This is a genomic window from Klebsiella sp. ZJOU C1, from assembly GCF_035620215.1.
GTDB lineage: Bacteria > Pseudomonadota > Gammaproteobacteria > Enterobacterales > Enterobacteriaceae > Klebsiella > Klebsiella variicola.
In genome coordinates, this window is record NZ_CP141644.1 from 237957 (window position 1) to 260036 (window position 22080).

The following is a 22080-nucleotide window of genomic DNA, read 5'->3' on the forward strand; positions in this document are numbered from 1 at the left end:
TATCGTTATCTCCCTTAATCAAACTTCATGCGTGTGGCTTTCAGATTCACAATCGCTAACGCGCCAACCAGCAGGAAGATAAGCGTTGCGATAGCCGCCGCCAGGCCGAAGTCCTGACCGCCGCCGCCTTCAAAGGCGATGCGATAGGTGTAGCTCACCAGCAGGTCGGTATAACCGGCCGGGGTGGTGGTGCCGAGACGGTCCGGACCACCGTTGGTCAACAGCTGAATCAGCACGAAGTTGTTAAAGTTAAAGGCGAAGCTGGCGATCATCAGCGGTGTCAGCGGTTTGATCAGCAGCGGCAGCGTAATTTTAAAGAAGTTCTGGAACGGACCGGCGCCATCCATCGCCGACGCTTCGTACAGATCGTCCGGAATCGCCTTCAGCAACCCCATGCACAGGATCATCATGTACGGATAGCCCAGCCAGGTATTGACGATGATGATCATGGTGCGCGCGGTGGTCGGGTCGCTAAACCAGGCCGGCTTAATGCCGAACAGCGCGCTGAGCATCATATTGATTTCACCAAAGCTCTGGTTGAACAGCCCTTTGAAAATCAGAATCGAAATAAACGACGGTACGGCATACGGCAGAATCAACAGGACGCGGTAAATTGCTTTGCCTTTCAGTGCTTCCCACTGCACCAGACAAGCCAGCACCATTCCCACGGCCACGGTCAAAATCACCGTCAGCACCGAGAACACCACGGTCCAGACGAAAATAGCGAAGAACGGTTTCTGGATACCTTCGTCCTGGAAGACGCGGGTGAAGTTATCCCAGCCGATCGTCACGGTGTAGCCCGGGCTCAGCTTTTCAGTGCCCCAGCTGCCGTCGGCGTTAATCGCCTGGTAGAAGCCTACGTCATTGTTCGGGCGGTATTTAACGTGGGTCTGATTGTTGGTCAGCACCCCATCTTCGCTAAGCGTATACAGCGGTTGAGTGCCAGAGAACTGACGCAGCGAGCTCATGATCACTTTGCTGTCATCCGGCAGCACCGCGGTCAGTTGGTTCAGCGCAGTGCGGTTCTGGGTAATGACGCGCAGGCTGACGCGCTCGCCTTCCGGCAGGGCATCGGTTTCTTTTAACGCCAGCTTCTGCTCACCGCCGAATTTAAAAGCGTCGGAAAGGTAGTTTTTACCGCTCTCGCCGTCGGTCAGGGCCAGTTTCCACTCGTCCCCCGCCGGGATCAGCGTGAAGTTATAGGCTTTGCCAGCCTGGAAAGAGCGATCCATCAGCACCTGCTGCGCACGTTCAAAGGTCAGCTGGTTGGTGCTGCTGTAGTTAGTGAAGGCGATGGCAATGGTACAGATCAGCGGAAACAGGACGAACAGACCCATGCCGGCGAGGCCGGGATAGACATAGCGCCAGGCATAAGCCTTGCGATTAGCGAAAATATACAGGCCAACTGAGCTTAAAATCAGCGTCATGATGGCGAACAGGTACTCCCCCTGGGCGTACATCAAAACAACAAGGTAACCCACCAGCAGGCACAGTAAGCCAATCACAGACCATGTGAGTTGCGGACTTTGCCACCAGTGTTTCTTTTTAACGGCATCCATGGGGATCATCCTCTACAGCGGTGAAAACTTATTTGTCAGGCGGCGCTTCGCTTACCTGACCTACGGTCCGAGCCGTAGTGGTAGGGCGGGTAAGCGCAAGCGCCACCCGCCGTTTTCTTACTTGGTGATACGGCTCTGTGCATCCTTCAGTGCAGCATCGACCGTCTGGCGACCGCTGGCGGCGTTGATTACCGCGGTACGAACGGCATACCAGAAGGCAGACATCTGCGGGATGTTAGGCATGATTTCGCCATTCTGGGCGTTCGCCATGGTGGCGGCGATGCGCGGATCTTTTTCCAGTTTCTCCTGGAAGGATTTCAGCGCGACAGCACCCAGCGGTTTGTCGTTGTTAACCGCTTCCAGACCCTGATCGGTCATCAGGTAGTTTTCGAGGAACTCTTTCGCCAGCTCTTTGTTCGGGCTGGCGGCGTTGATACCGGCGCTCAGCACGCCAACGAACGGTTTCGATGGTTTGCCTTTAAAGGTCGGCAGCAGGGCGACGCCGTAATTAACCTTGCTCTTATCAATGTTAGACCACGCCCACGGACCGTTGATGGTCATGGCGGTTTCGCCTTTGTTGAAGGCGGCTTCCGCGATGGAGTAATCCGTGTCGGCATTCATGTGCTTGTTCTTGATCAGGTCAACCAGGAAGGTGAGACCCGCTTTCGCGCCTGCGCTGTCTACGCCGACGTTTTTCACGTCATATTTGCCGTTTTCAAACTTGAAGGCGTACCCGCCGTCGGCAGCGATCAGCGGCCAGGTGAAGTACGGTTCTTGCAGGTTGAACATCAGCGCGCTCTTACCTTTCGCTTTCAGCGCTTTATCCAGCGCCGGGATCTCTTCCCAGGTTTTCGGCGGGTTCGGCACCAGGTCCTTGTTATAAATCAGGGACAGGGCTTCAACCGCCACCGGATAGGCGATCAGTTTGCCGTTAAAGCGCACGGCATCCCAGGTGAAGGGATAGAGTTTGTCCTGGAACGCTTTGTCCGGGGTGATTTCAGCCAGCAGGCCGGACTGTGCGTAGCCGCCGAAACGGTCATGCGCCCAGAAGATGATGTCCGGGCCGTCGCCGGTCGCCGCAACCTGCGGGAACTTCTCTTCCAGCTTGTCCGGATGCTCTACGGAAACTTTAATGCCGGTGTCTTTTTCAAACTTTTTACCCACTTCAGCGAGGCCGTTATAGCCTTTGTCGCCGTTAATCCAGATAACCAGCTTACCTTCTTCAATTTTTGCGAGGGCAGAGGCGGAAAACATCATCGTGGTCAGTGCTGACAGCGCGAGGATGCGAGCGCCAGTTTTGATTTTCATATACCCGTCCTATTTGGTGATGTACTCGTGGATACACTTCGGTGGCTTAACGATGATGAGTTTCCTTTTTTAACAACCCCTTTCCATCCTCCCCAGGTCTACGCCCCACCCGCTGGTTGTGTGATCTCCATTGCAAAAACGGCCGTATTGCGTCCTGGAGCACAGAAAAAAGTGCCCAATTTTGTCGTCCCCATCACGAAATCACGCTGCGTCCGCCATCCCCCGCGGCGAGAGGCAATCTCTCATCCTCCCATCTCCTCCCCCATAAAAAAGCCGGGGGGTGGAGGATTTGCCAGCCTAAGGAATGCCGCATAGTCGACCCATCTTGAATGTGTCTTTAAGTGACAGGTTGTAACGAAGGGAGAAGGGCATGGCGAGCGTACAGCTGCGAAATGTAACGAAAGCCTGGGGCGACGTGGTGGTATCTAAAGATATCAATCTCGAGATCCAGGATGGGGAGTTCGTCGTGTTTGTTGGACCGTCGGGCTGCGGCAAATCCACCCTGCTGCGTATGATTGCCGGACTGGAAACCGTCACCAGCGGCGATCTGTTTATTGGCGATACCCGGATGAACGACGTGCCGCCAGCCGAACGTGGCATCGGCATGGTATTCCAGTCATATGCGCTTTATCCCCATCTTTCCGTTGCCGAAAATATGTCTTTCGGCCTCAAGCTGGCCGGCGCGAAAAAAGAGGTTATTAACCAGCGTGTGACTCAGGTGGCTGAGGTCTTACAGCTGGCGCATCTCCTGGAGCGTAAACCGAAAGCGCTTTCCGGTGGTCAGCGCCAGCGTGTGGCGATCGGTCGTACGCTGGTGGCAGAGCCAAGCGTCTTCCTGCTGGATGAACCGCTCTCTAACCTGGATGCCGCCCTGCGCGTCCAGATGCGTATCGAGATCTCCCGTCTGCATAAGCGACTGGCCCGCACCATGATTTATGTCACCCACGATCAGGTGGAAGCGATGACCCTCGCCGACAAGATCGTGGTTCTGGACGCCGGCCGTGTGGCGCAGGTCGGGAAACCGCTGGAGCTCTATCACTATCCGGCTGACCGCTTCGTTGCTGGCTTTATCGGTTCGCCGAAGATGAACTTCCTGCCGGTCAAAGTCACGGCGACGGCTATCGATCAGGTGCAGGTAGAACTGCCGAACCGTCAGCAAGTCTGGCTGCCGGTGGACAGCGCCAACGTTCAGGTGGGCGCCAACATGTCCTTAGGTATCCGCCCGGAGCATTTACTGCCCAGCGATATCGCCGATGTGACCCTCGAAGGCGAGGTTCAGGTCGTCGAACAGCTCGGTCATGAAACGCAAATTCATATCCAGATCCCCGCCATCCGTCAGAACCTGGTTTACCGCCAGAACGACGTGGTGTTGGTAGAAGAGGGAGCCACATTCGCCATCGGTTTGCCGCCAGAACGTTGCCACTTATTCCGTGAGGATGGCACCGCTTGTCGTCGGCTGCATAAAGAGCCGGGCGTGTAAGGCTTCCCATTAAAAAAAGGCGCGAACCCGGCAGGCGGTACACCGGCGAAGCGTTCAAAGAAAAGCAATGATCTCAGGAGATAGAATGATGATTACTCTGCGCAAACTTCCTCTGGCGGTCGCCGTCGCAGCAGGCGTAATGTCTGCTCAGGCGCTGGCTGTCGATTTCCATGGCTACGCGCGTTCCGGCATTGGCTGGACCGGCAGCGGCGGCGAGCAACAGTGCTTCAAAGCGACCGGTGCTCAAAGTAAATACCGTCTTGGTAACGAATGTGAAACCTATGCGGAACTGAAGCTGGGCCAGGAACTGTGGAAAGAAGGGGATAAGAGTTTTTATTTCGATACTAACGTTGCCTATTCCGTGAATCAGGAAGATGACTGGGAAAGCACCTCTCCGGCGTTCCGTGAAGCCAACATCCAGGGTAAAAACCTGATCGACTGGCTGCCGGGCTCCACGCTGTGGGCGGGTAAACGCTTCTATCAGCGTCATGACGTTCACATGATCGACTTCTACTACTGGGATATCTCCGGCCCGGGTGCAGGTCTGGAAAACGTTGACCTTGGCTTCGGTAAGCTCTCTCTGGCCGCTACCCGTAACTCAGAAAGCGGCGGTTCTTATACCTTCTCCAGCGATGACACCAAAAAATATGCAGCGAAAACGGCCAACGACGTCTTTGACATCCGTCTGGCGGGCCTGGAAACCAACCCGGGCGGCGTGCTGGAGTTAGGCGTCGATTACGGCCGTGCGAACCCGCAGGATGACTACCGCCTGGAAGACGGCGCGTCGAAAGACGGCTGGATGTGGACCGGTGAACATACTCAGTCCATCTGGGGCGGCTTCAACAAGTTTGTCGTTCAGTACGCGACCGACGCAATGACCTCCTGGAACAGCGGCCACTCTCAAGGGACCAGCATCGATAACAACGGCAGCATGATCCGCGTTCTGGATCACGGTGCGATGGACTTCAACGATGACTGGGGCCTGATGTACGTGGCGATGTACCAGGACGTGGACCTGGACAGCAAAAACGGTTCGACCTGGTACACCGTGGGTGTCCGTCCGATGTACAAATGGACGCCGATCATGAGCACCCAGCTGGAAATCGGTTACGACAACGTGAAATCCCAGCGTACCAGCGAAAACAACAACCAGTACAAAATTACTCTGGCTCAACAGTGGCAGGCAGGCAACAGCGTCTGGTCTCGTCCGGCTATCCGTATTTTCGCAACCTACGCGAAGTGGGATGAAAACTGGGGTTACAGCAACGCCTCCGGTCTGCAGACCAAAGACAGCAGCGGAAGCGGCATGTACACCTCCAGCCGCGGTGACGACAGCGAAGTTACCTTCGGTGCCCAGATGGAAGTGTGGTGGTAATACCGTCCGCAGGACGGGTGTAACCTGGGAGGGGCGTCAGCCCCTCCTGACTATTCAGGGTTAGCGCGCTATTGCCTGGCTACCGCTAAACCGATGCTATCCAAGGTGAGAAGAATGAAAATGAAGAAAACTCTCGTCGCTCTGTGTTTATCCGCAGGGATGTTGGCATGCGTGCCGGGGATGAGCCTTGCCGATGTTAACTTTGTACCGCAGAACACCAGCGCCGCGCCGTCTATTCCAGCCAGCGCGCTGCAGCAGCTGATCTGGACGCCTGCCGATCAATCAAAGACGCAGAGCGTTGATTTAACCACCGGCGGTCAACGCCTGGATGTCCCGGGGATCGTCGGACCGGTCGCCGCCTGGAGCGTACCGGCCAATATCGGTGAGCTGACCCTGACGCTCGACAGCGAACTGAACAAACATAAGCAGATTTTTGCGCCGAACGTGCTGATTCTGGATCAGAACATGACGCCAGCGGCGTTCTTCCCCAGCAACTACTTTACCTATCAGCAGCCGGGCGTCATGACCGCTGACCGCCTGGGCGGCGTGATGCGCCTGACCCCGGCGCTGGGCCAGCAAAAACTCTATGTGCTGGTGTTTACCACTGAAAAAGATCTCCAGCAGACCACGACCCTACTGGATCCGGCGAAAGCCTATGCCAAAGGCGCCGGCAATGCGGCCCCGGATATCCCGGATCCGATCGCTAAACATACCACCGATGGCGTGCTGAAGCTGAAAGTGAAAACCAATAGCACCTCCAGCGTGCTGGTGGGCCCGCTGTTCGGCTCCTCCGGCCCGGGTCCGGTCACCGTAGGCAATACCGCCGCGCCGGTGGCCGCGCCAGCCGCCGCTGCTGCTGCTGCACCGGCAGCCAAAAGCGAACCGATGCTCAGCGATACCGAAACCTACTTCAACAACGGTATTAAGCAGGCGGTGAAACAAGGTGACATCGACAAAGCCCTGAAATTGATGAACGAAGCTGAGCGCCTCGGCTCGAAATCCGCTCGTTCCACCTTTATCAGCAGTGTAAAAGGCAAGGGGTAATCGTCTCCCCACAATGCTGATGTTTAGGCACAGCCTTTAGGTGCATCCTTCGGGATGCACCTTTTTTTGCACGCGCGGCAGCCTGTTGCATGGCTGTTGCGTGAATGATCGTATATTGACGTTTGCCCGCCACCAACCGCCTATTCTGCGATACAATGCTTTCACGTTATGTACCGGAGAATCAGGCATGTCCCATCCTGCGCTTACGCGACTGCGTGCGCTGCGCTATTTTGCCGTTATGCCATCCCTGGCGCCGCCCCTGAGTGACTGGCTGCTGCTGGAGGACTCAATGACCCAGCGCTTTGAGCAACAAGGAAAGCAGGTCACCGTGACCCTGATTAACGAAGGGTATATTGAGCGTGAGGCGCTGACTGACGAAGCGGCGCTGCTACCTGACGAGCCGCGCTACTGGCTGCGGGAGATTATACTCAATGCCGATGGCGAACCCTGGCTGGCCGGGCGCACGGTGGTGCCGGAGTCGACACTGTGTGGTCCGGAGCTGGCGCTACAGCAGCTCGGGCAGATCCCGCTGGGCCGATACCTGTTCACGTCGTCGACATTAACCCGCGATTTTATTGAAATTGGTCGCGATGCAGCGCTGTGGGGGCGTCGTTCCCGTCTGCGGCTGAGCGGCAAACCCCTGCTGCTGACCGAGCTGTTTTTGCCTGCATCGCCGTTGTACTAAGAGGAAGAAAAAATGGAGTGGAGTCTGTCGCAGAATAAGCTGTTGGCGTTTCATCGCCTGATGCGCACTGACAAACCGATCGGCGCTTTGCTGCTGCTGTGGCCGACGCTGTGGGCGCTGTGGGTGGCCTCGCCGGGCGTCCCGCCGCTGTGGATCCTGGCGGTATTCGTCGCCGGCGTCTGGCTGATGCGCGCCGCCGGCTGCGTGGTGAATGACTATGCCGATCGAAAATTTGATGGTCACGTAAAGCGTACCGCCCGTCGTCCGCTACCGAGCGGCGACGTTACCGAGAAAGAGGCGCGAACGCTGTTTATCGTTCTGGTGTTGCTCTCCTTCCTGCTGGTGCTCACCCTCAACACCATGACCATTCTGCTGTCGGTCGCGGCGCTGGCCCTGGCGTGGGTCTACCCGTTTATGAAGCGCTACACTCATCTGCCGCAGGTGGTGCTGGGGGCCGCCTTTGGCTGGTCGATCCCGATGGCCTTCTCGGCCGTTAGCGAATCGCTGCCGCTGAGCTGCTGGCTGATGTTCCTCGCCAACATTCTGTGGGCGGTGGCCTACGATACCCAGTATGCGATGGTGGATCGCGATGACGACGTGAAGATCGGCATCAAGTCCACGGCGATCCTGTTCGGCGAAAACGATCGTCTGATTATCGGTATCCTGCAGGTGGCCGTGCTGGCGCTGATGGGCGCGGTGGGCTGGCTGAATGGGCTGGGCTGGGAATACTACTGGTCGTTGTTTGTCGCGGCAGGTCTGTTTGGCTGGCAGCAGAAGCTTATCTTCAATCGCGAGCGCGATAACTGCTTCAAAGCGTTTATGAACAATAACTACGTCGGGCTGGTGCTATTCCTGGGCCTGGCGATGAGCTACCTGTAATCCCCTGTCAGCTTCCCCCCGGTGTATCGGGGGGAAGCGAGGGCAGAAAACACCGCGTTACGCGTCATCCTGCGTGACGCTTTCAATCGTCAGCCGCACATCCGACGTAATCAAGTCCGCCAGCATCCGATAAACCTTCAGGGTCTCTTCCGGCTCGGCATCGCCGGTGTCGCTAATGTAGCCTTCATCGCGCAGGGTCAGCACCAGGGTGCTGAACACCGCTTTGTCGAAGAACTCCGGCGCGTTAATGCCATGCAGCACCGACAGGCGCTGGGCCACGGTACGACTCTCTTTTTCCAGCGAACTGCGGTTGATTGACGGGTTGGCGCTCAGCAGCCAGAAGGTGATGGCATAGCGCTGCAGCGTCTCGCGCGCGCCCGCGGCCAGCAGTTGCAGGGAGCGAGAGTGCGACGGATTGAGGCTCATCACCTCGCCATCGACGACGATCAGCTCCTGACGCAGCATCTCGGCAATCAATGCATCCACCACCCCGGCCAGCTCTGCTTTCTCCCAGCGCAGGAACAGCTCGGCCTTGAGGAACGGATACAGCGTTTCGACATGGCGCAGCACTTCGGTGCGGCTGAGCTGACGATGCTGAGTCACCAGGGCGGCTAACAGCGACGGTATCACCAGCATATGGGCGATGTTGTTGCGATAGTAGGTCATCAGCACCGCCTGCTCGCGCGGCAGGATGATGATATCGCCGATGGTGTCCTTCTCCACTTCGAACTTGTTCATTTGCAGCGCGTGGTCGATAAGCTCGCTGGCCGAAGCGGAAGGTGTCGTCGCATCTGGCGAATAGGGCACATTGCGCAGCAGCGCGAGGTAGCACTCCAGCTGTTGGGTGAGCTGCTCCCGGGTCAGTGAACGCTGACGCGAGGCCAGCAGCGCCGTGCAGCACAGGTTCATGGCGTTGGCCGCGCCGGCGTTGTTGATGCGCACCATCAGGTCAGCGGCGATGTTGTTCACCGTTGGCGTCAGCCAGGAAGGGCGGATGGCTTCGATCGGGTCGATGGCTTCCCGCCACTCCGGCACATGGTGGTTAAGGTAGGTCATCAGCGGCAGTGGTTCGCCGAAGTTGACATAGCCCTGGCCAAGGTTGCGCAGCTTGCTCAAGCCACGCACCATCTGCGGCAGGCTCTCTTTCTCTTTGGTGGCGCCGCGCAGCTCTTTAGCGTAGGTGCCTACTTCCATCACGTGTTCATAGCCGATGTAGATAGGCACCAGAGTGATCGGCCGGGTGCCGCCGCGCAGCATCGCCTGGATGGTCATCGACAGCGTACCGGTCTTCGGATCGAGCAGACGGCCGGTACGGGAGCGGCCGCCTTCGACGAAATACTCGACGGAATAGCCGCGGCTGAACAGCTCGCCAAGATATTCACGGAACACCGTGGAGTAGAGCTTGTTGCCCTTAAAGGTGCGACGGATGAAGAACGCGCCCAGGCGGCGGAAGATCGGCCCGGCAGGCCAGAAGTTGAGGTTGATGCCCGCCGCGATATGCGGTGGCACCAGGCCCTGATGATACAGGACGTAGGAGAGCAGCAGATAGTCCATGTGGCTGCGGTGGCAGGGGACATAGACAATCTCATGGCCGTCGTGAGCCAGCTGGCGCACGCGCTCGGCGTTATGCACGTTGATCCCCTGGTACAGGCGGTTCCAGGTGAAGCCGAGAATGCGGTCGGTCAGGCGGATCATCTCGTACGAGAAGTTCGCGGCAATCTCTTCCATCAGCGCGATAGCGTTCTGCTGGGCCTTCTCATGCGAAATTTTCTTGCTGCGCGCTTCGTCTTCCACCGCGCGGGCAATCGCTTTCGAGGCCAGCAGTTTATTAAACAGATCCTGGCGGGCCGGCAGACGCGGGCCGACGGCGGCCAGGCGCTGGCGGGCAAAGTGCATCCGGGCGACGCGAGCCAGCTTCTGGGCGATGATCTTATCGGTACCGTGCTCATCCGCCATGCGGCGCAGCGACACGGAAGGCGAGAAACGCACGAAACTGTCGCGGCCGAGCCAGGAGACGGCGAAAAATTTCTGGATACCGTTCAGCATCCGCAGCGGCGGATTGACTTCCCCTTTCTCACGACCCGGCGAGCGGCCGAACATCACCGAGACCGGCACCATTTGCACATCGAGGTCCGGATGGTTGCGGTGCAGATCGAGGTAGTCGTGGAACAGCTTGATGGACTCTTCTTTTGGCGTGTAATAGGTAAATACGCGCGGCCCACCGTGGATGAATACGTAACGCGGCAGCAGCGCGCCGTCGATCTCCAGCGGTTCAAGCGGATCGGGTAAATCATGCGCCAGGCATTGGGCGCGCAGCGTCAGCAGGTCCGCCTTGGAATTATATGGCAGGACGTACATGACCGGACGCGAGGTATCGAGTCCTAATTCCTGCGCAGGCTCTGCCGGAATAGACTTGCTTTTTACCAGCACCCGTAATGGTAAATTCAGTAATTTATAGTAAATTCGTTGCCAGCCGGACATAAACGATGTGAAGCCTCTGGTTAATCATGCAAATGCGCGGCAAGAATAACAGAAAGTGGGCAAAATTTCCGTTACCACGCGGCAAACGCGTACACTCATCGACGTCATTTACGTAAAAAGGTTTTGTGATGGCCAATAATACCACCGGGTTAACCCGAATCATTAAGGCGGCAGGTTACTCCTGGAAAGGATTTCGCGCAGCGTGGATCAACGAGGCCGCGTTTCGTCAGGAAGGTATCGCCGCCATCGTGGCCGTCGCGATAGCCTGCTGGCTGGACGTCGACGCCATCACCCGCGTATTGCTGATTGGGTCGGTCCTGCTAGTGATGATAGTCGAAATTCTCAACAGCGCGATTGAGGCGGTCGTGGACCGTATTGGCTCGGAATATCATGAGCTTTCAGGGCGCGCCAAAGACATGGGGTCGGCGGCGGTCCTGCTGGCGATTATCATCGCGCTGATCACCTGGGGAACGCTGCTGTGGAGCCATTATCACTAACGTTCTTCGCTAAGCCTCGCAAAATATAAACAATCTGCCGATTTTTGTGTGCCATGTGGTTCCAAAATCACCGGTAGCTGTATATACTCACAGCATAACTGTATATACACCCAGGGGGCGGAATGAAAGCGTTAACGACCAGGCAGCAAGAGGTGTTTGATCTCATTCGGGATCATATCAGCCAGACGGGCATGCCGCCGACGCGTGCGGAAATTGCTCAGCGCTTGGGGTTCCGTTCCCCAAACGCGGCGGAAGAACACCTGAAAGCGCTGGCGCGTAAAGGCGCGATCGAGATCGTCTCCGGTGCTTCTCGCGGTATCCGCCTGCTGACGGAAGAAGAACATGGCCTGCCGCTGATCGGCCGCGTCGCCGCCGGCGAGCCGCTGCTGGCGCAGCAGCACATTGAGGGGCACTATCAGGTCGACCCGTCGATGTTTAAACCCAACGCGGATTTCCTGCTGCGCGTCAGCGGCATGTCGATGAAAGACATCGGTATCCTTGATGGCGATCTGCTGGCGGTCCACAAAACCCAGGACGTGCGTAACGGCCAGGTGGTGGTAGCGCGCATTGACGACGAAGTGACGGTGAAGCGCCTGAAAAAGCAGGGTAACGTCGTCGAACTGTTGCCGGAAAACAGCGAATTTACCCCTATCGTTGTCGATCTGCGTCAGCAGAGTTTTACCATTGAGGGGCTGGCCGTTGGCGTGATCCGTAACGGAGAATGGCTGTAGCGCCTGCCCCTGCGCAGCGTCATCTGATGCATGACGCTGCGACGTTTGTCCTCAATCAGGTCTCCGAACATGCTGCTCAACGCTGCCGATAAAGCGCTGTGGCGCCTTGCGATCCCGATGATTTTCTCCAATATCACCGTCCCGCTGCTGGGGCTGGTGGATACCGCGGTGATCGGCCACCTTGACAGCCCGGTATACCTCGGCGGCGTCGCGGTTGGGGCGACGGCTACCAGTTTCCTCTTCATGCTGCTGCTGTTTTTGCGCATGAGCACCACCGGGCTCACCGCTCAGGCCTGGGGTGCCAAAGATCCGCTGCGACTGGCGCGGGCGCTGGTGCAGCCGCTGGCTCTGGCGCTGGGCGCCGGGGTTCTCATCATCCTGTTTCGCCTGCCGCTGATTAACCTCGCTCTGCATATTGTCGGCGGCAGTGAGGCGGTGCTTGAGCAGGCGAGACGGTTTCTCGAAATCCGCTGGCTCAGCGCCCCCGCCTCGCTGGCCAATCTGGTGCTGCTCGGCTGGCTGCTGGGAGTCCAGTACGCCCGGGCGCCGGTGATTCTGCTGGTGGTCGGTAATCTGCTCAATATTGTGCTCGACCTGTGGCTGGTGATGGGCCTGCGGATGAACGTCCAGGGGGCGGCGCTGGCCACGGTCACCGCGGAGTACGCCACTCTCATTATTGGCCTGATGATGGCGAAGCGGGTGCTGACGCTGCGCGGCGTGTCGCTGGCAATGCTGAAAAACGCCTGGCGCGGGGATCTGCGCCGTCTGCTGGCGTTGAATCGGGACATCATGCTGCGTTCCCTGCTGCTACAGCTGTGCTTTGGCGCGCTGACCGTGTACGGCGCGCGTCTGGGCAGCGACATTGTGGCGGTCAATGCGGTACTGATGACCATGCTGACCTTTACCGCCTATGCGCTGGATGGCTTTGCCTATGCCGTGGAGGCCCACTCCGGCCAGGCCTACGGCGCGCGCGACGGCAGCCAGCTGCTGGAAGTCTGGCGGGCGGCCTGCCGGCAGTCTGGCATGGTGGCGCTGGCGTTTGCCCTGATTTATAGCCTGGCGGGGGAGTACATCATCGCGTTGTTAACCTCGCTGCCTTCTCTGCAGCAGCTGGCCGATCGCTATCTGATCTGGCAGGCCATCCTGCCGGTGGTGGGCGTCTGGTGCTATCTGCTGGACGGCATGTTTATCGGCGCCACACGCGGCGCGGAGATGCGGAACAGCATGGCGGTCGCCGCGGCGGGGTTTGCTGTAACGCTGCTTTCGGTCCCGCTGCTCGGTAACCACGGTCTGTGGCTGGCGCTGGCGGTGTTCCTCGCCCTGCGCGGCCTGTCTCTGGCGCTGATCTGGCGTCGCCACTGGCGACACGGCACCTGGTTTAGCTAGTCATTGCCGTTCATCACGGCCATCTATGAATTCCCGCGGTTGCGCGCCGCTTACCGGGGCAACTCAGTAGCCCGGCTCAGCGTAGCGCAAGCCGGGAAAATCGCCTCAGCCTTACCCATCGGTATGATGGTTAAAAATTCCGAATAACGAATCGGTACCAGCATTCTCATCTATAGTTAATACCATGTCCGGTACAAAACGGGCTGTAAACCCACCGAATGATGAGGACGTTATCATGAATAAAGACGAAATCGGCGGTAACTGGAAACAGTTGAAAGGTAAAGCCAAGGAACAGTGGGGCAAACTTACCGATGATGATATGACCGTGATCGAAGGTAAGCGCGATCAGCTGGTCGGTAAAATTCAGGAACGGTACGGCTATGCGAAGGATCAGGCTGAGAAAGAAGTCTCAGACTGGGAGCATAAAAACGACTACCGCTGGTAGCGTTCCGTGGCTCAAAGAATAAAGCATTTGTGTTAGTGCCTGTCTGAATGGCGTAAGGATGCGCCGTTAACCCTGTTTCCCGCTGCGGCTGACGCTCAGCGGGCTTTCTTTTTCAGCTGAATGGAATGGTCGTGCTGGCAGTGTCCCGGCGTGCTGCAGGCTTCGACTTCCACGCAGTCTGCACAAAGGCCGTGAGCTTCAATCACGTTGTGGCGCAGGGCAAAGCCCATTCTGGCCGCTAACGTATGCATGATATCTTCCACCCCTTCCGCCGCCTCTTCCTTCACCACGCCACAGCGGTCACAGATAAACATGGCTGAGCTATGGGTCGGCTGGTCAAAGAGATGGCACAGCACATAGCTGTTGGTCGATTCAACCTTATGAACAAAGCCCTGCTCGAGTAAAAACTCCAGCGCGCGGTAAACCGTCGGCGGTTTAGCCTGCGGCTCTTTGTCACGCAGGAGATCCAGCAGATCGTAGGCGCTGATCGCCCCTTGTTGCAGGCTCATCAGGCGCAACACCTCCAGACGCTGTGGGGTCAGGCGTACGCCGCGCTGCGCGCATAGCTTTTCAGCATGCGCTAACATCTCTTGCGAAGGGGTCTTATCCATGAGCATCCTCGGGTTGCGTGAATTTGAATCTGTTACTTTATCACGTTCCTCAGAAAACACCGAGAGCCGGCAGGTGATACGGGTCATACTTCAGATTGTCGGTACCTGCGCCAGTTCCGGGTGCTGGCCGCTGACTTTCGTGCAGACTACGCCTTAGTCGATCGCTAAAACCGTCCTGCCCGATTTAATCGCAACACGCATGACCCTGGGTATGCTATATCTGAAGTGTCTCATTTTCGGGAGAAAACGATGAAACGACCTGATTGCATTCGCCACTGGCGCGAACTGGAAGGGCCCGACGATGCCACTTATCCCGACAGCCCGGAGCGTTTTTCGATTGGCGCGCCGCTGGGGCGCGGTTTACGTCTCCACCGGCTGGGGATCCACCACGAGCGACTGCCGCCCGGGCGGCGCACCTCGTACCCGCACGCGGAGAGCGATGAGGAAGAGTTCATCTACGTGCTGGAGGGCTATCCGGAAGTGTGGATAAACGGCTATCTCTGGAAGCTGGAGCCAGGGGACAGCGTGGGTTTTCCCGCGGGTACCGGTATCTGCCACACTTTTCTCAATAACACCGAGCAGGAGGTTCGTCTGCTGGTGGTGGGCGAGGCCAACAAGAAATACAACCGCATCTATTATCCGCTCAATCCAGGCTATGCCGCGACGCGCCAGGATCGCTGGGTTGACCATCCGCCGCAATTCTTCGGTCCACACGACGGCAAGCCGCGGAAAAAGTAATCGACCCGGGGAAGGGGCGAAGCGCGGCGCACTATGCGCCTGTGGTTTATCTTTGTGCTATAGTAGCGCCCCTTTTTACCCGGATGCTTATTTATTCGCCATGATGCCTGAATCAACGTCACCTGTTTTCCCTGCTCACCGCTTCTCCATCGCGCCGATGCTCGACTGGACTGACCGACACTGCCGCTACTTCCTGCGGCTGCTGTCGCGGCATACGCTGCTGTATACCGAAATGGTGACCACGGGGGCGATTATTCACGGCAAAGGTGACTATCTGGCCTATAGCGAAGAAGAGCACCCGGTTGCTCTGCAGCTCGGCGGCAGCGATCCGCAGGCCCTGGCGCAGTGCGCGAAGCTGGCTGAAGCGCGTGGCTACGATGAGATCAATCTCAACGTCGGCTGCCCCTCCGACCGCGTGCAGAACGGGATGTTTGGCGCCTGTCTGATGGGCAATGCGCCACTGGTGGCCGACTGCATCAAGGCGATGCGCGATGTGGTGTCGATTCCGGTCACGGTGAAAACCCGTATCGGGATTGACGATCAGGATAGCTATGAGTTTCTATGCGAATTCATTGAGACGGTCTCCGGCAAGGGCGAGTGTGAGATGTTTATTATTCACGCCCGCAAAGCCTGGCTCTCCGGCCTGAGCCCAAAAGAGAACCGCGAGATCCCGCCGCTGGATTACCCCCGCGTCTGGCAGCTGAAGCGCGACTTTCCCCACCTGACGATGGCGATTAACGGCGGGATCAAATCGCTGGACGAAGCCAGACTGCAGCTTGAGCATATGGATGGGGTGATGGTCGGGCGTGAGGCCTATCAGAACCCGGGTATTCTGGCCTCGGTCGACCGCGAAATTTTCGGCATCGCCGGCGCGGATGCCGATCCGGTGGCGGTGGTGCGAGCCATGTACCCGTATATTGAGCGCGAGCTCAGCAATGGCACCTATCTGGGCCATATTACCCGCCATATGCTGGGGCTGTTTCAGGGCATCCCCGGCGCTCGCCAGTGGCGTCGCTACCTGAGCGAGAACGCGCATAAAGCCGGCGCCGATATTGCGGTGCTGGAGCATGCTCTGAAGCTGGTGGCCGATAAACGTTAATTTCTGACGAAAACCTGGTGAAATTGACCACGCCTCGCGCACTGACGCGGGGCGTTTTCTTTTAAAGTCAAATGTTTATGTTTGGCATGCTTTTTGTAATACCTGCAGAGTGAAGTATTCATTCGTTGGGGAGAGAACCATGCTGGAACTGCTATTTGTCATTGGATTTTTTGTCATGCTGTTGGTGACCGGCGTATCGCTGCTGGGGATTATCGCGGCTATCGTGGTCGCTACCGCGCTGATGTTCGTCGGCGGGTTGTTTGCCTTGATGATCAAATTACTGCCGTGGCTGCTGCTGGCCGTGGTGGTGGTGTGGATTATTCGGGCGCTGAAATCCCCGAACGGAAACGCTTTTCGCGACAATAACCGTTGGCGTTACTAAGGTATTGAGGGGTCTGTCACAACCTGAACAATTTTGCAGACAACCGCGTAGGCATTACTGAGCAAATCTGTCACTATTAGCGCGTTAACGAATTCATCGCGCTGTACCCTACATACAGCCGAACTAAAAAAAAGTAAGGGCTTCCCAGGTGGAAGCCCTAAACTTTTGTCCCTTTGTCCGCTTACGGCAGCAGCAGACTAGACCCCTGAGTTACCCGGCTTTCCAGAACTTCATGCGCCCGACGGGCCTCGGTCAGCGGATAGGTCTGACTCTCGGGCACGTCCACTTTGATTACCCCACTGGCGATCAGTGAAAACAGTTCACTGCAGGCTTCCGCCAGCTCTTCCCGGTTGGTGATATAGCCCTGCAGCGATGGGCGGGTGACGTACAGAGAACCTTTCTGATTCAGGATCCCCAGATTGACGCCGGTCACCGGGCCGGAGGAGTTGCCAAAGCTGACCATCAGGCCGCGTCGCTGCAGGCAGTCCAGAGAGGCTTCCCAGGTATCTTTCCCCACCGAGTCGTAGACCACGGCCACTTTCTTACCGTCGGTAAGCGCCTTGAGTCGCTCCACGATTTGCTCTTCGCGATAGTTAATTACCTGCCAGGCGCCAGCCTCTTTGGCACGCTGCGCTTTCTGCGCGCTGCCGACGGTGCCGATAAGTTTCGCGCCCAGCGCTTTCGCCCACTGACAGGCAATCAGCCCCACGCCGCCGGCGGCCGCGTGAAACAGGAACACTTCATTAGGCTTAATTTCATAGGTTTTGCGCAGCAGATACCAGACCGTCAATCCTTTCAGGAACGATGCCGCGGCCTGTTCGAAAGAGATGGCGTCCGGCAGGACCGCGGCTTTGTCGGCCAGCACATTGTGTACCGTGCTGTAGGCGCCGAGCGCCGACTGCGCGTACACCACCCGATCGCCTACCTTAATGTGCGTTACCCCATGGCCAACTTTACTGACGACGCCGGCTGCCTCGGTGCCCAGACCGCTCGGCAGCGATGGTGGCGGATAGAGGCCGCTACGAACATAGGTGTCGATATAGTTGATACCGATGGCTTTGTTTTCGACCTGAATTTCATGTTCCGCAGGATCGCGGGGCGTGAACTCAACCGCCTGAAGCACCTCCGGCCCGCCGTGTTTTGAAAATTCGATGCGTGTTGCCATGTTCGCTCCTGTGTTGTTCTGAGATTATCCAGTAAGCTTAACAGCCTGCGGCGGCAGCGACGGATTTTCTTATCCGCCTCAGGCCTGCCACGCTTAATGGGTTCTTTAGCGGCAATGGCTTTCTCGCTATACTGTCACGCTCTTTTCCGTATCGGTGAAATGTTAGGCTATGGCAGGAAATAAACCCTTCAACAAACCACAGACAGAAACCCGCGAACGCGATCCGCAGCTCGCCGGGCTGAAAGTCCCGCCGCACTCGATTGAAGCGGAGCAGTCGGTGTTGGGCGGTTTAATGCTGGATAACGAGCGCTGGGACGACGTCGCCGAACGCGTGGTGTCGGAAGATTTCTATACTCGTCCGCATCGTCATATCTTTACCGAGATGGCGCGTCTGCAGGAGTCAGGTAGCCCGATTGACCTGATCACCCTTGCGGAGTCGCTGGAGCGTCAGGGGCAGCTGGACAGCGTCGGCGGCTTCGCCTACCTGGCCGAACTGTCCAAAAACACGCCCAGCGCGGCGAACATCAGCGCCTATGCTGACATCGTGCGCGAACGCGCGGTGGTGCGCGAGATGATTTCGGTGGCCAACGAGATCGCCGAAGCCGGCTTCGACCCGCAGGGGCGAACCAGCGAAGATCTGCTCGATCTCGCCGAATCCCGGGTTTTCAAAATCGCCGAAAGCCGGGCCAATAAAGACGAAGGGCCGAAAAACATCGCCGATGTGCTTGATGCCACCGTCGCCCGTATCGAACAGCTGTTCCAGCAGCCGCATGACGGTGTCACCGGGGTGAATACCGGCTACGACGACCTCAACAAAAAGACCGCTGGCCTGCAGCCGTCGGATCTGATTATCGTCGCCGCCCGTCCGTCGATGGGTAAAACGACCTTCGCGATGAACCTCGTGGAAAACGCGGCAATGCTGCAGGATAAGCCGGTACTCATCTTCAGTCTTGAGATGCCCTCGGAACAGATCATGATGCGTTCTCTGGCCTCGCTGTCGCGCGTCGATCAGACCCGCATTCGTACCGGTCAACTGGACGATGAAGACTGGGCGCGGATCTCCGGCACCATGGGCATCCTGCTGGAAAAACGCAATATCTATATCGATGACTCCTCCGGCTTGACGCCGACGGAAGTGCGCTCCCGCGCGCGGCGTATCGCCCGTGAGCACGGCGGCATCGGACTTATCATGATCGACTACCTGCAGCTGATGCGCGTGCCGTCGCTCTCCGACAACCGTACCCTTGAGATCGCCGAAATCTCCCGCTCGCTGAAGGCGCTGGCGAAAGAGCTGCAGGTGCCGGTGGTGGCGCTGTCGCAGCTGAACCGCTCGCTGGAACAGCGCGCCGATAAACGCCCGGTCAACTCCGACCTGCGTGAGTCCGGATCCATTGAACAGGATGCCGACTTGATCATGTTCATTTACCGTGATGAGGTTTATCACGAGAACAGCGATCTTAAAGGCATCGCGGAAATTATCATTGGTAAACAACGTAACGGCCCGATCGGCACCGTGCGACTGACCTTTAACGGCCAGTGGTCGCGTTTCGATAATTATGCCGGCCCTCAGTATGACGATGAGTAAACTCTGTCTGTCTTTTTTTAAGGAATTCAAATGCAAGCGGCAACTGTAGTTATCAACCGCCGCGCTCTGCGACACAACCTGCAACGTCTGCGTGACCTGGCGCCTGCCAGCAAACTGGTTGCGGTGGTGAAAGCGAACGCCTACGGACACGGCCTCCTTGAGACCGCGCGAACGCTGACCGACGCCGACGCCTTTGGCGTCGCCCGCCTGGAAGAGGCGCTGCGCCTGCGAGCAGGAGGCATCGCCCAGCCGATCCTCCTGCTGGAAGGCTTTTTTGCTGCGGAAGACCTGGCGGTGATCGCCGCCCAGCGCCTGCATACGGCGGTGCATAGCCCCGAACAGCTGGCGGCGCTGGAGCAAGCCGATCTCCCCGAGCCGGTAACCGTGTGGATGAAGCTGGATACCGGCATGCATCGCTTAGGGGTGCGCCCGGAGGAAGCCGAGGCGTTTTATCAGCGTCTGAGCCAGTGTAAAAACGTCCGCCAGCCGGTGAACGTGGTGAGCCATTTCGCCCGCGCCGATGAGCCGACCTGCGGCGCCACCGAACGCCAGCTGGATATCTTCACCACCTTTACCGAAGGCAAACCGGGGCTGCGCTCTATCGCCGCCTCGGGCGGCATTCTGCTGTGGCCGCAATCGCATTACGACTGGGTGCGCCCCGGGATTATCCTGTATGGCGTGTCGCCGCTGGACGATCGCTCCACCGGGCAAGATTTTGGCTGCCAGCCGGTGATGACCCTGACGTCCAGCCTGATTGCGGTGCGCGAGCATAAAGCAGGGGAGCCCGTCGGCTACGGCGGCACCTGGATCAGCGAACGCGATACCCGTCTCGGCGTGGTGGCGATGGGCTATGGCGACGGTTATCCGCGCGCCGCGCCGTCGGGCACGCCGGTGCTGGTCAATGGCCGGGAAGTGCCGATTGTCGGCCGGGTAGCGATGGATATGATCTGCGTTGACCTCGGACCGCAGGCCCAGGATAAAGCCGGCGACGCGGTAGTGCTGTGGGGAGAGGGACTCCCGGTAGAGCGCATCGCCGAGATAACGAAAGTGAGTGCTTACGAACTTATTACGCGACTGACCTCCCGCGTCGCCATGAAATACCTCGACTAAGCACCAGCCGTACCGGATAACCCTGATGTTATCCGGTACGCCATCGGCACAGCCGCGAGCGAAAAAGCGGTTTATGCCACCTCGCGGTCATTTTCCCCTCAACATCCTCTCGACCTGTCGTCATATCCGGTTTATTGTGTAAGAACCTGCCCTATGTAAACCTGGAGATACATCGCGTGTTTCAAAAAGTTGACGCCTACGCCGGCGACCCTATTCTATCTCTGATGGAACGCTTCAAAGAAGATCCGCGAAGCGACAAAGTCAACCTGAGTATCGGGCTGTACTACAACGATGACGGCATTATCCCGCAGCTGCAGGCGGTGGCGGAAGCGGAAGCACGCCTGAACGCCGGGCCGCATGGCGCCTCGCTGTATCTGCCGATGGAAGGGTTGAGCGGCTACCGTCAGGCGATTGCGCCGCTGCTGTTTGGCGCAGAGCATACCGCGCTTAAGCAAAACCGCATTGCCTCCATTCAGACGGTCGGCGGTTCGGGCGCGCTGAAGGTCGGGGCCGACTTCCTCAAACGCTACTTTCCGGAGTCTCATGTCTGGGTCAGCGATCCGACCTGGGAAAACCACATCGCCATTTTTGAAGGGGCTGGCTTCGAAGTAAGTACTTACCCCTGGTTTGACAAAGCCACCAACGGCGTGCGCTTTGAGGACCTGCTGGCGACGCTGCAAACGCTGCCAGCGCGCGATATTGTGCTGCTGCACCCTTGCTGCCACAACCCGACCGGCGCCGACCTGACGCCAGCCCAGTGGGACCGCGTGGTTAAGGTATTACAAGCGCGTCAGCTGATCCCCTTCCTCGACATCGCCTACCAGGGCTTTGGCGGGGGGCTGGAAGAGGATGCTTACGCCATTCGCGCCATCGCCAGCGCCGGGATGCCGATGCTGGTCAGCAACTCGTTCTCCAAGATTTTCTCCCTGTACGGGGAGCGTGTCGGCGGCCTGTCAGTGGTCTGTGAAGACAGCGAAACTGCAGGCCGCGTGCTGGGTCAGCTGAAGGCCACCGTGCGCCGCAACTACTCCAGCCCGCCAAGCTTTGGCGCGCAGGTGGTGGCGACGGTGCTGAACGATGCAGCTCTGAAAGCCACCTGGCAGGCGGAAGTGGACGCCATGCGCGCGCACATTCTGACCATGCGCCAGGCGCTGGTCGACGCGCTGCAGCAGGTTGCTCCGGGCAGCAAGGTGGATTACCTGCTTAAGCAGCGCGGGATGTTCAGCTACACCGGCTTCAGCGCAGCGCAGGTCGATCGTCTGCGCGACGAGTTTGGCGTCTACCTGATTGCCAGCGGTCGTATGTGCGTGGCAGGGTTAAACTCACGTAATGTTCAGCAGGTGGCGAAAGCCTTTGCTGCGGTGATGTAAGCCGCTCTCCAGTGGGTTGCCGCTGCCGGTCAACGGGCAGCGGCAACCTCCTCTCTGATTGTGATCATCCTCTTTTTCTATGACATCTACGCGAAAAAGGCTTTTCATCCACGCGATCGGCGGGTAAGGTCGGGGCGTTGCTAAGCATGC

20 protein-coding genes are annotated in these 22080 nt (G+C 58.1%); 15 read left to right on the top strand and 5 right to left on the bottom strand.

Annotation, left to right across the window (positions count from 1 at the left end; all coding sequences use genetic code 11):
• Positions 1 to 14 precede the first annotated feature (14 nt).
• Together malF and malE are read right to left on the bottom strand one after the other, a co-directional pair.
• Positions 15 to 1559 carry a maltose ABC transporter permease MalF gene (malF, locus tag SPE70_RS01130; protein ID WP_008807314.1) on the bottom strand — a complete coding sequence of 515 codons (1545 nt, stop codon included), beginning with the start codon at positions 1557 to 1559 and terminating at the stop codon, positions 15 to 17.
• A gap of 117 nt (positions 1560 to 1676) precedes the next feature.
• Complete coding sequence (malE, locus tag SPE70_RS01135) at positions 1677 to 2867, bottom strand: maltose/maltodextrin ABC transporter substrate-binding protein MalE (protein ID WP_008807313.1); 1191 nt, start codon at positions 2865 to 2867, stop codon at positions 1677 to 1679.
• A gap of 370 nt (positions 2868 to 3237) precedes the next feature.
• Here malE and malK point away from each other — a divergent pair, with 370 nt between their 5' ends.
• The 5 genes from malK (at position 3238) to ubiA (ending at position 8330) form a co-directional block, all read left to right on the top strand.
• Positions 3238 to 4347 (top strand): maltose/maltodextrin ABC transporter ATP-binding protein MalK, encoded by a 1110-nt coding sequence (gene malK / locus SPE70_RS01140; RefSeq protein WP_008807312.1) that lies wholly within the window; start codon positions 3238 to 3240, stop codon positions 4345 to 4347.
• Between the two features lie 85 nt (positions 4348 to 4432).
• Positions 4433 to 5722, top strand: a complete 1290-nt coding sequence (locus SPE70_RS01145; protein WP_008807311.1) for a maltoporin — start codon at positions 4433 to 4435, stop codon at positions 5720 to 5722.
• A 114-nt stretch (positions 5723 to 5836) separates the two neighbouring features.
• Entirely contained in the window at positions 5837 to 6766 is a 930-nt protein-coding gene (malM, locus tag SPE70_RS01150) for a maltose operon protein MalM (RefSeq protein WP_008807310.1), read from the top strand.
• Positions 6767 to 6953: 187 nt separating this feature from the next.
• Entirely contained in the window at positions 6954 to 7451 is a 498-nt protein-coding gene (gene ubiC / locus SPE70_RS01155) for a chorismate lyase (RefSeq protein WP_008807309.1), read from the top strand.
• 12 nt (positions 7452 to 7463) lie between these two features.
• Positions 7464 to 8330, top strand: coding sequence for a 4-hydroxybenzoate octaprenyltransferase (gene ubiA, locus SPE70_RS01160; protein ID WP_008807308.1), 867 nt, complete (start codon positions 7464 to 7466; stop codon positions 8328 to 8330).
• 57 nt (positions 8331 to 8387) lie between these two features.
• Here the strand turns inward: ubiA and plsB are convergent, their stop codons facing one another.
• The gene (plsB, locus tag SPE70_RS01165) at positions 8388 to 10811 is read right to left on the bottom strand and encodes a glycerol-3-phosphate 1-O-acyltransferase PlsB (RefSeq protein ID WP_008807307.1); all 2424 of its coding nucleotides are present in this window, start codon (positions 10809 to 10811) and stop codon (positions 8388 to 8390) included.
• Between the two features lie 128 nt (positions 10812 to 10939).
• Between plsB and SPE70_RS01170 the strand changes: the two genes are divergently transcribed.
• The 4 genes from SPE70_RS01170 to SPE70_RS01185 all read left to right on the top strand — a co-directional run bounded on the left by SPE70_RS01170 (position 10940) and on the right by SPE70_RS01185 (position 13870).
• Positions 10940 to 11308: a diacylglycerol kinase gene (locus tag SPE70_RS01170; RefSeq protein WP_008807306.1), complete on the top strand. Its 369-nt coding sequence runs from the start codon at positions 10940 to 10942 to the stop codon at positions 11306 to 11308.
• A 122-nt stretch (positions 11309 to 11430) separates the two neighbouring features.
• On the top strand, positions 11431 to 12039 hold the full coding sequence (lexA, locus tag SPE70_RS01175; RefSeq protein WP_004206291.1) for a transcriptional repressor LexA: 609 nt from the start codon (positions 11431 to 11433) through the stop codon (positions 12037 to 12039).
• Between the two features lie 69 nt (positions 12040 to 12108).
• Positions 12109 to 13425: an MATE family efflux transporter DinF gene (gene dinF / locus SPE70_RS01180; protein ID WP_008807305.1), complete on the top strand. Its 1317-nt coding sequence runs from the start codon at positions 12109 to 12111 to the stop codon at positions 13423 to 13425.
• A gap of 235 nt (positions 13426 to 13660) precedes the next feature.
• Positions 13661 to 13870 (top strand): CsbD family protein, encoded by a 210-nt coding sequence (locus SPE70_RS01185; RefSeq protein ID WP_004206293.1) that lies wholly within the window; start codon positions 13661 to 13663, stop codon positions 13868 to 13870.
• Between the two features lie 95 nt (positions 13871 to 13965).
• Here the strand turns inward: SPE70_RS01185 and zur are convergent, their stop codons facing one another.
• A complete protein-coding gene (zur, locus tag SPE70_RS01190) occupies positions 13966 to 14481 on the bottom strand; it encodes a zinc uptake transcriptional repressor Zur (RefSeq protein WP_012543190.1) in 516 nt (171 codons plus the stop codon).
• A gap of 249 nt (positions 14482 to 14730) precedes the next feature.
• Between zur and SPE70_RS01195 the strand changes: the two genes are divergently transcribed.
• The 3 genes from SPE70_RS01195 to pspG all read left to right on the top strand — a co-directional run bounded on the left by SPE70_RS01195 (position 14731) and on the right by pspG (position 16700).
• Positions 14731 to 15219, top strand: coding sequence for a cupin domain-containing protein (locus SPE70_RS01195; protein WP_324726428.1), 489 nt, complete (start codon positions 14731 to 14733; stop codon positions 15217 to 15219).
• Positions 15220 to 15319: 100 nt separating this feature from the next.
• Positions 15320 to 16318, top strand: a complete 999-nt coding sequence (dusA, locus tag SPE70_RS01200; RefSeq protein WP_012543189.1) for a tRNA dihydrouridine(20/20a) synthase DusA — start codon at positions 15320 to 15322, stop codon at positions 16316 to 16318.
• Between the two features lie 139 nt (positions 16319 to 16457).
• A complete protein-coding gene (gene pspG, locus SPE70_RS01205; RefSeq protein WP_012543188.1) occupies positions 16458 to 16700 on the top strand; it encodes an envelope stress response protein PspG in 243 nt (80 codons plus the stop codon).
• Positions 16701 to 16881: 181 nt separating this feature from the next.
• On the opposite strand, the gene SPE70_RS01210 is transcribed toward pspG, so the two are convergent.
• Positions 16882 to 17865: a quinone oxidoreductase gene (locus tag SPE70_RS01210; protein WP_008807300.1), complete on the bottom strand. Its 984-nt coding sequence runs from the start codon at positions 17863 to 17865 to the stop codon at positions 16882 to 16884.
• Between the two features lie 169 nt (positions 17866 to 18034).
• Between SPE70_RS01210 and dnaB the strand changes: the two genes are divergently transcribed.
• The 3 genes from dnaB (at position 18035) to tyrB (ending at position 21930) form a co-directional block, all read left to right on the top strand.
• On the top strand, positions 18035 to 19450 hold the full coding sequence (gene dnaB / locus SPE70_RS01215) for a replicative DNA helicase (protein WP_008807299.1): 1416 nt from the start codon (positions 18035 to 18037) through the stop codon (positions 19448 to 19450).
• 30 nt (positions 19451 to 19480) lie between these two features.
• Positions 19481 to 20560, top strand: a complete 1080-nt coding sequence (gene alr, locus SPE70_RS01220; protein WP_064170552.1) for an alanine racemase — start codon at positions 19481 to 19483, stop codon at positions 20558 to 20560.
• A gap of 176 nt (positions 20561 to 20736) precedes the next feature.
• Positions 20737 to 21930: an aromatic amino acid transaminase gene (gene tyrB, locus SPE70_RS01225; RefSeq protein WP_064170551.1), complete on the top strand. Its 1194-nt coding sequence runs from the start codon at positions 20737 to 20739 to the stop codon at positions 21928 to 21930.
• Positions 21931 to 22080 lie beyond the last annotated feature (150 nt).

Excerpts from the sequence above, each read along its gene's own strand:
- SPE70_RS01185 (WP_004206293.1), top strand. The coding sequence starts at position 13,661 with ATGAATAAAGACGAAATCGGCGGTAACTGGAAACAGTTGAAAGGTAAA.
- SPE70_RS01210 (WP_008807300.1), bottom strand. The coding sequence starts at position 17,865 with ATGGCAACACGCATCGAATTTTCAAAACACGGCGGGCCGGAGGTGCTT.
- malM (WP_008807310.1), top strand. The coding sequence starts at position 5,837 with ATGAAAATGAAGAAAACTCTCGTCGCTCTGTGTTTATCCGCAGGGATG.
- ubiA (WP_008807308.1), top strand. The coding sequence starts at position 7,464 with ATGGAGTGGAGTCTGTCGCAGAATAAGCTGTTGGCGTTTCATCGCCTG.
- SPE70_RS01195 (WP_324726428.1), top strand. The coding sequence starts at position 14,731 with ATGAAACGACCTGATTGCATTCGCCACTGGCGCGAACTGGAAGGGCCC.
- malE (WP_008807313.1), bottom strand. The coding sequence starts at position 2,867 with ATGAAAATCAAAACTGGCGCTCGCATCCTCGCGCTGTCAGCACTGACC.
- dinF (WP_008807305.1), top strand. The coding sequence starts at position 12,109 with ATGCTGCTCAACGCTGCCGATAAAGCGCTGTGGCGCCTTGCGATCCCG.
- malK (WP_008807312.1), top strand. The coding sequence starts at position 3,238 with ATGGCGAGCGTACAGCTGCGAAATGTAACGAAAGCCTGGGGCGACGTG.
- malF (WP_008807314.1), bottom strand. The coding sequence starts at position 1,559 with ATGGATGCCGTTAAAAAGAAACACTGGTGGCAAAGTCCGCAACTCACA.
- ubiC (WP_008807309.1), top strand. The coding sequence starts at position 6,954 with ATGTCCCATCCTGCGCTTACGCGACTGCGTGCGCTGCGCTATTTTGCC.
- pspG (WP_012543188.1), top strand. The coding sequence starts at position 16,458 with ATGCTGGAACTGCTATTTGTCATTGGATTTTTTGTCATGCTGTTGGTG.
- lexA (WP_004206291.1), top strand. The coding sequence starts at position 11,431 with ATGAAAGCGTTAACGACCAGGCAGCAAGAGGTGTTTGATCTCATTCGG.
- SPE70_RS01145 (WP_008807311.1), top strand. The coding sequence starts at position 4,433 with ATGATGATTACTCTGCGCAAACTTCCTCTGGCGGTCGCCGTCGCAGCA.
- dnaB (WP_008807299.1), top strand. The coding sequence starts at position 18,035 with ATGGCAGGAAATAAACCCTTCAACAAACCACAGACAGAAACCCGCGAA.
- dusA (WP_012543189.1), top strand. The coding sequence starts at position 15,320 with ATGATGCCTGAATCAACGTCACCTGTTTTCCCTGCTCACCGCTTCTCC.
- plsB (WP_008807307.1), bottom strand. The coding sequence starts at position 10,811 with ATGTCCGGCTGGCAACGAATTTACTATAAATTACTGAATTTACCATTA.
- alr (WP_064170552.1), top strand. The coding sequence starts at position 19,481 with ATGCAAGCGGCAACTGTAGTTATCAACCGCCGCGCTCTGCGACACAAC.
- zur (WP_012543190.1), bottom strand. The coding sequence starts at position 14,481 with ATGGATAAGACCCCTTCGCAAGAGATGTTAGCGCATGCTGAAAAGCTA.
- SPE70_RS01170 (WP_008807306.1), top strand. The coding sequence starts at position 10,940 with ATGGCCAATAATACCACCGGGTTAACCCGAATCATTAAGGCGGCAGGT.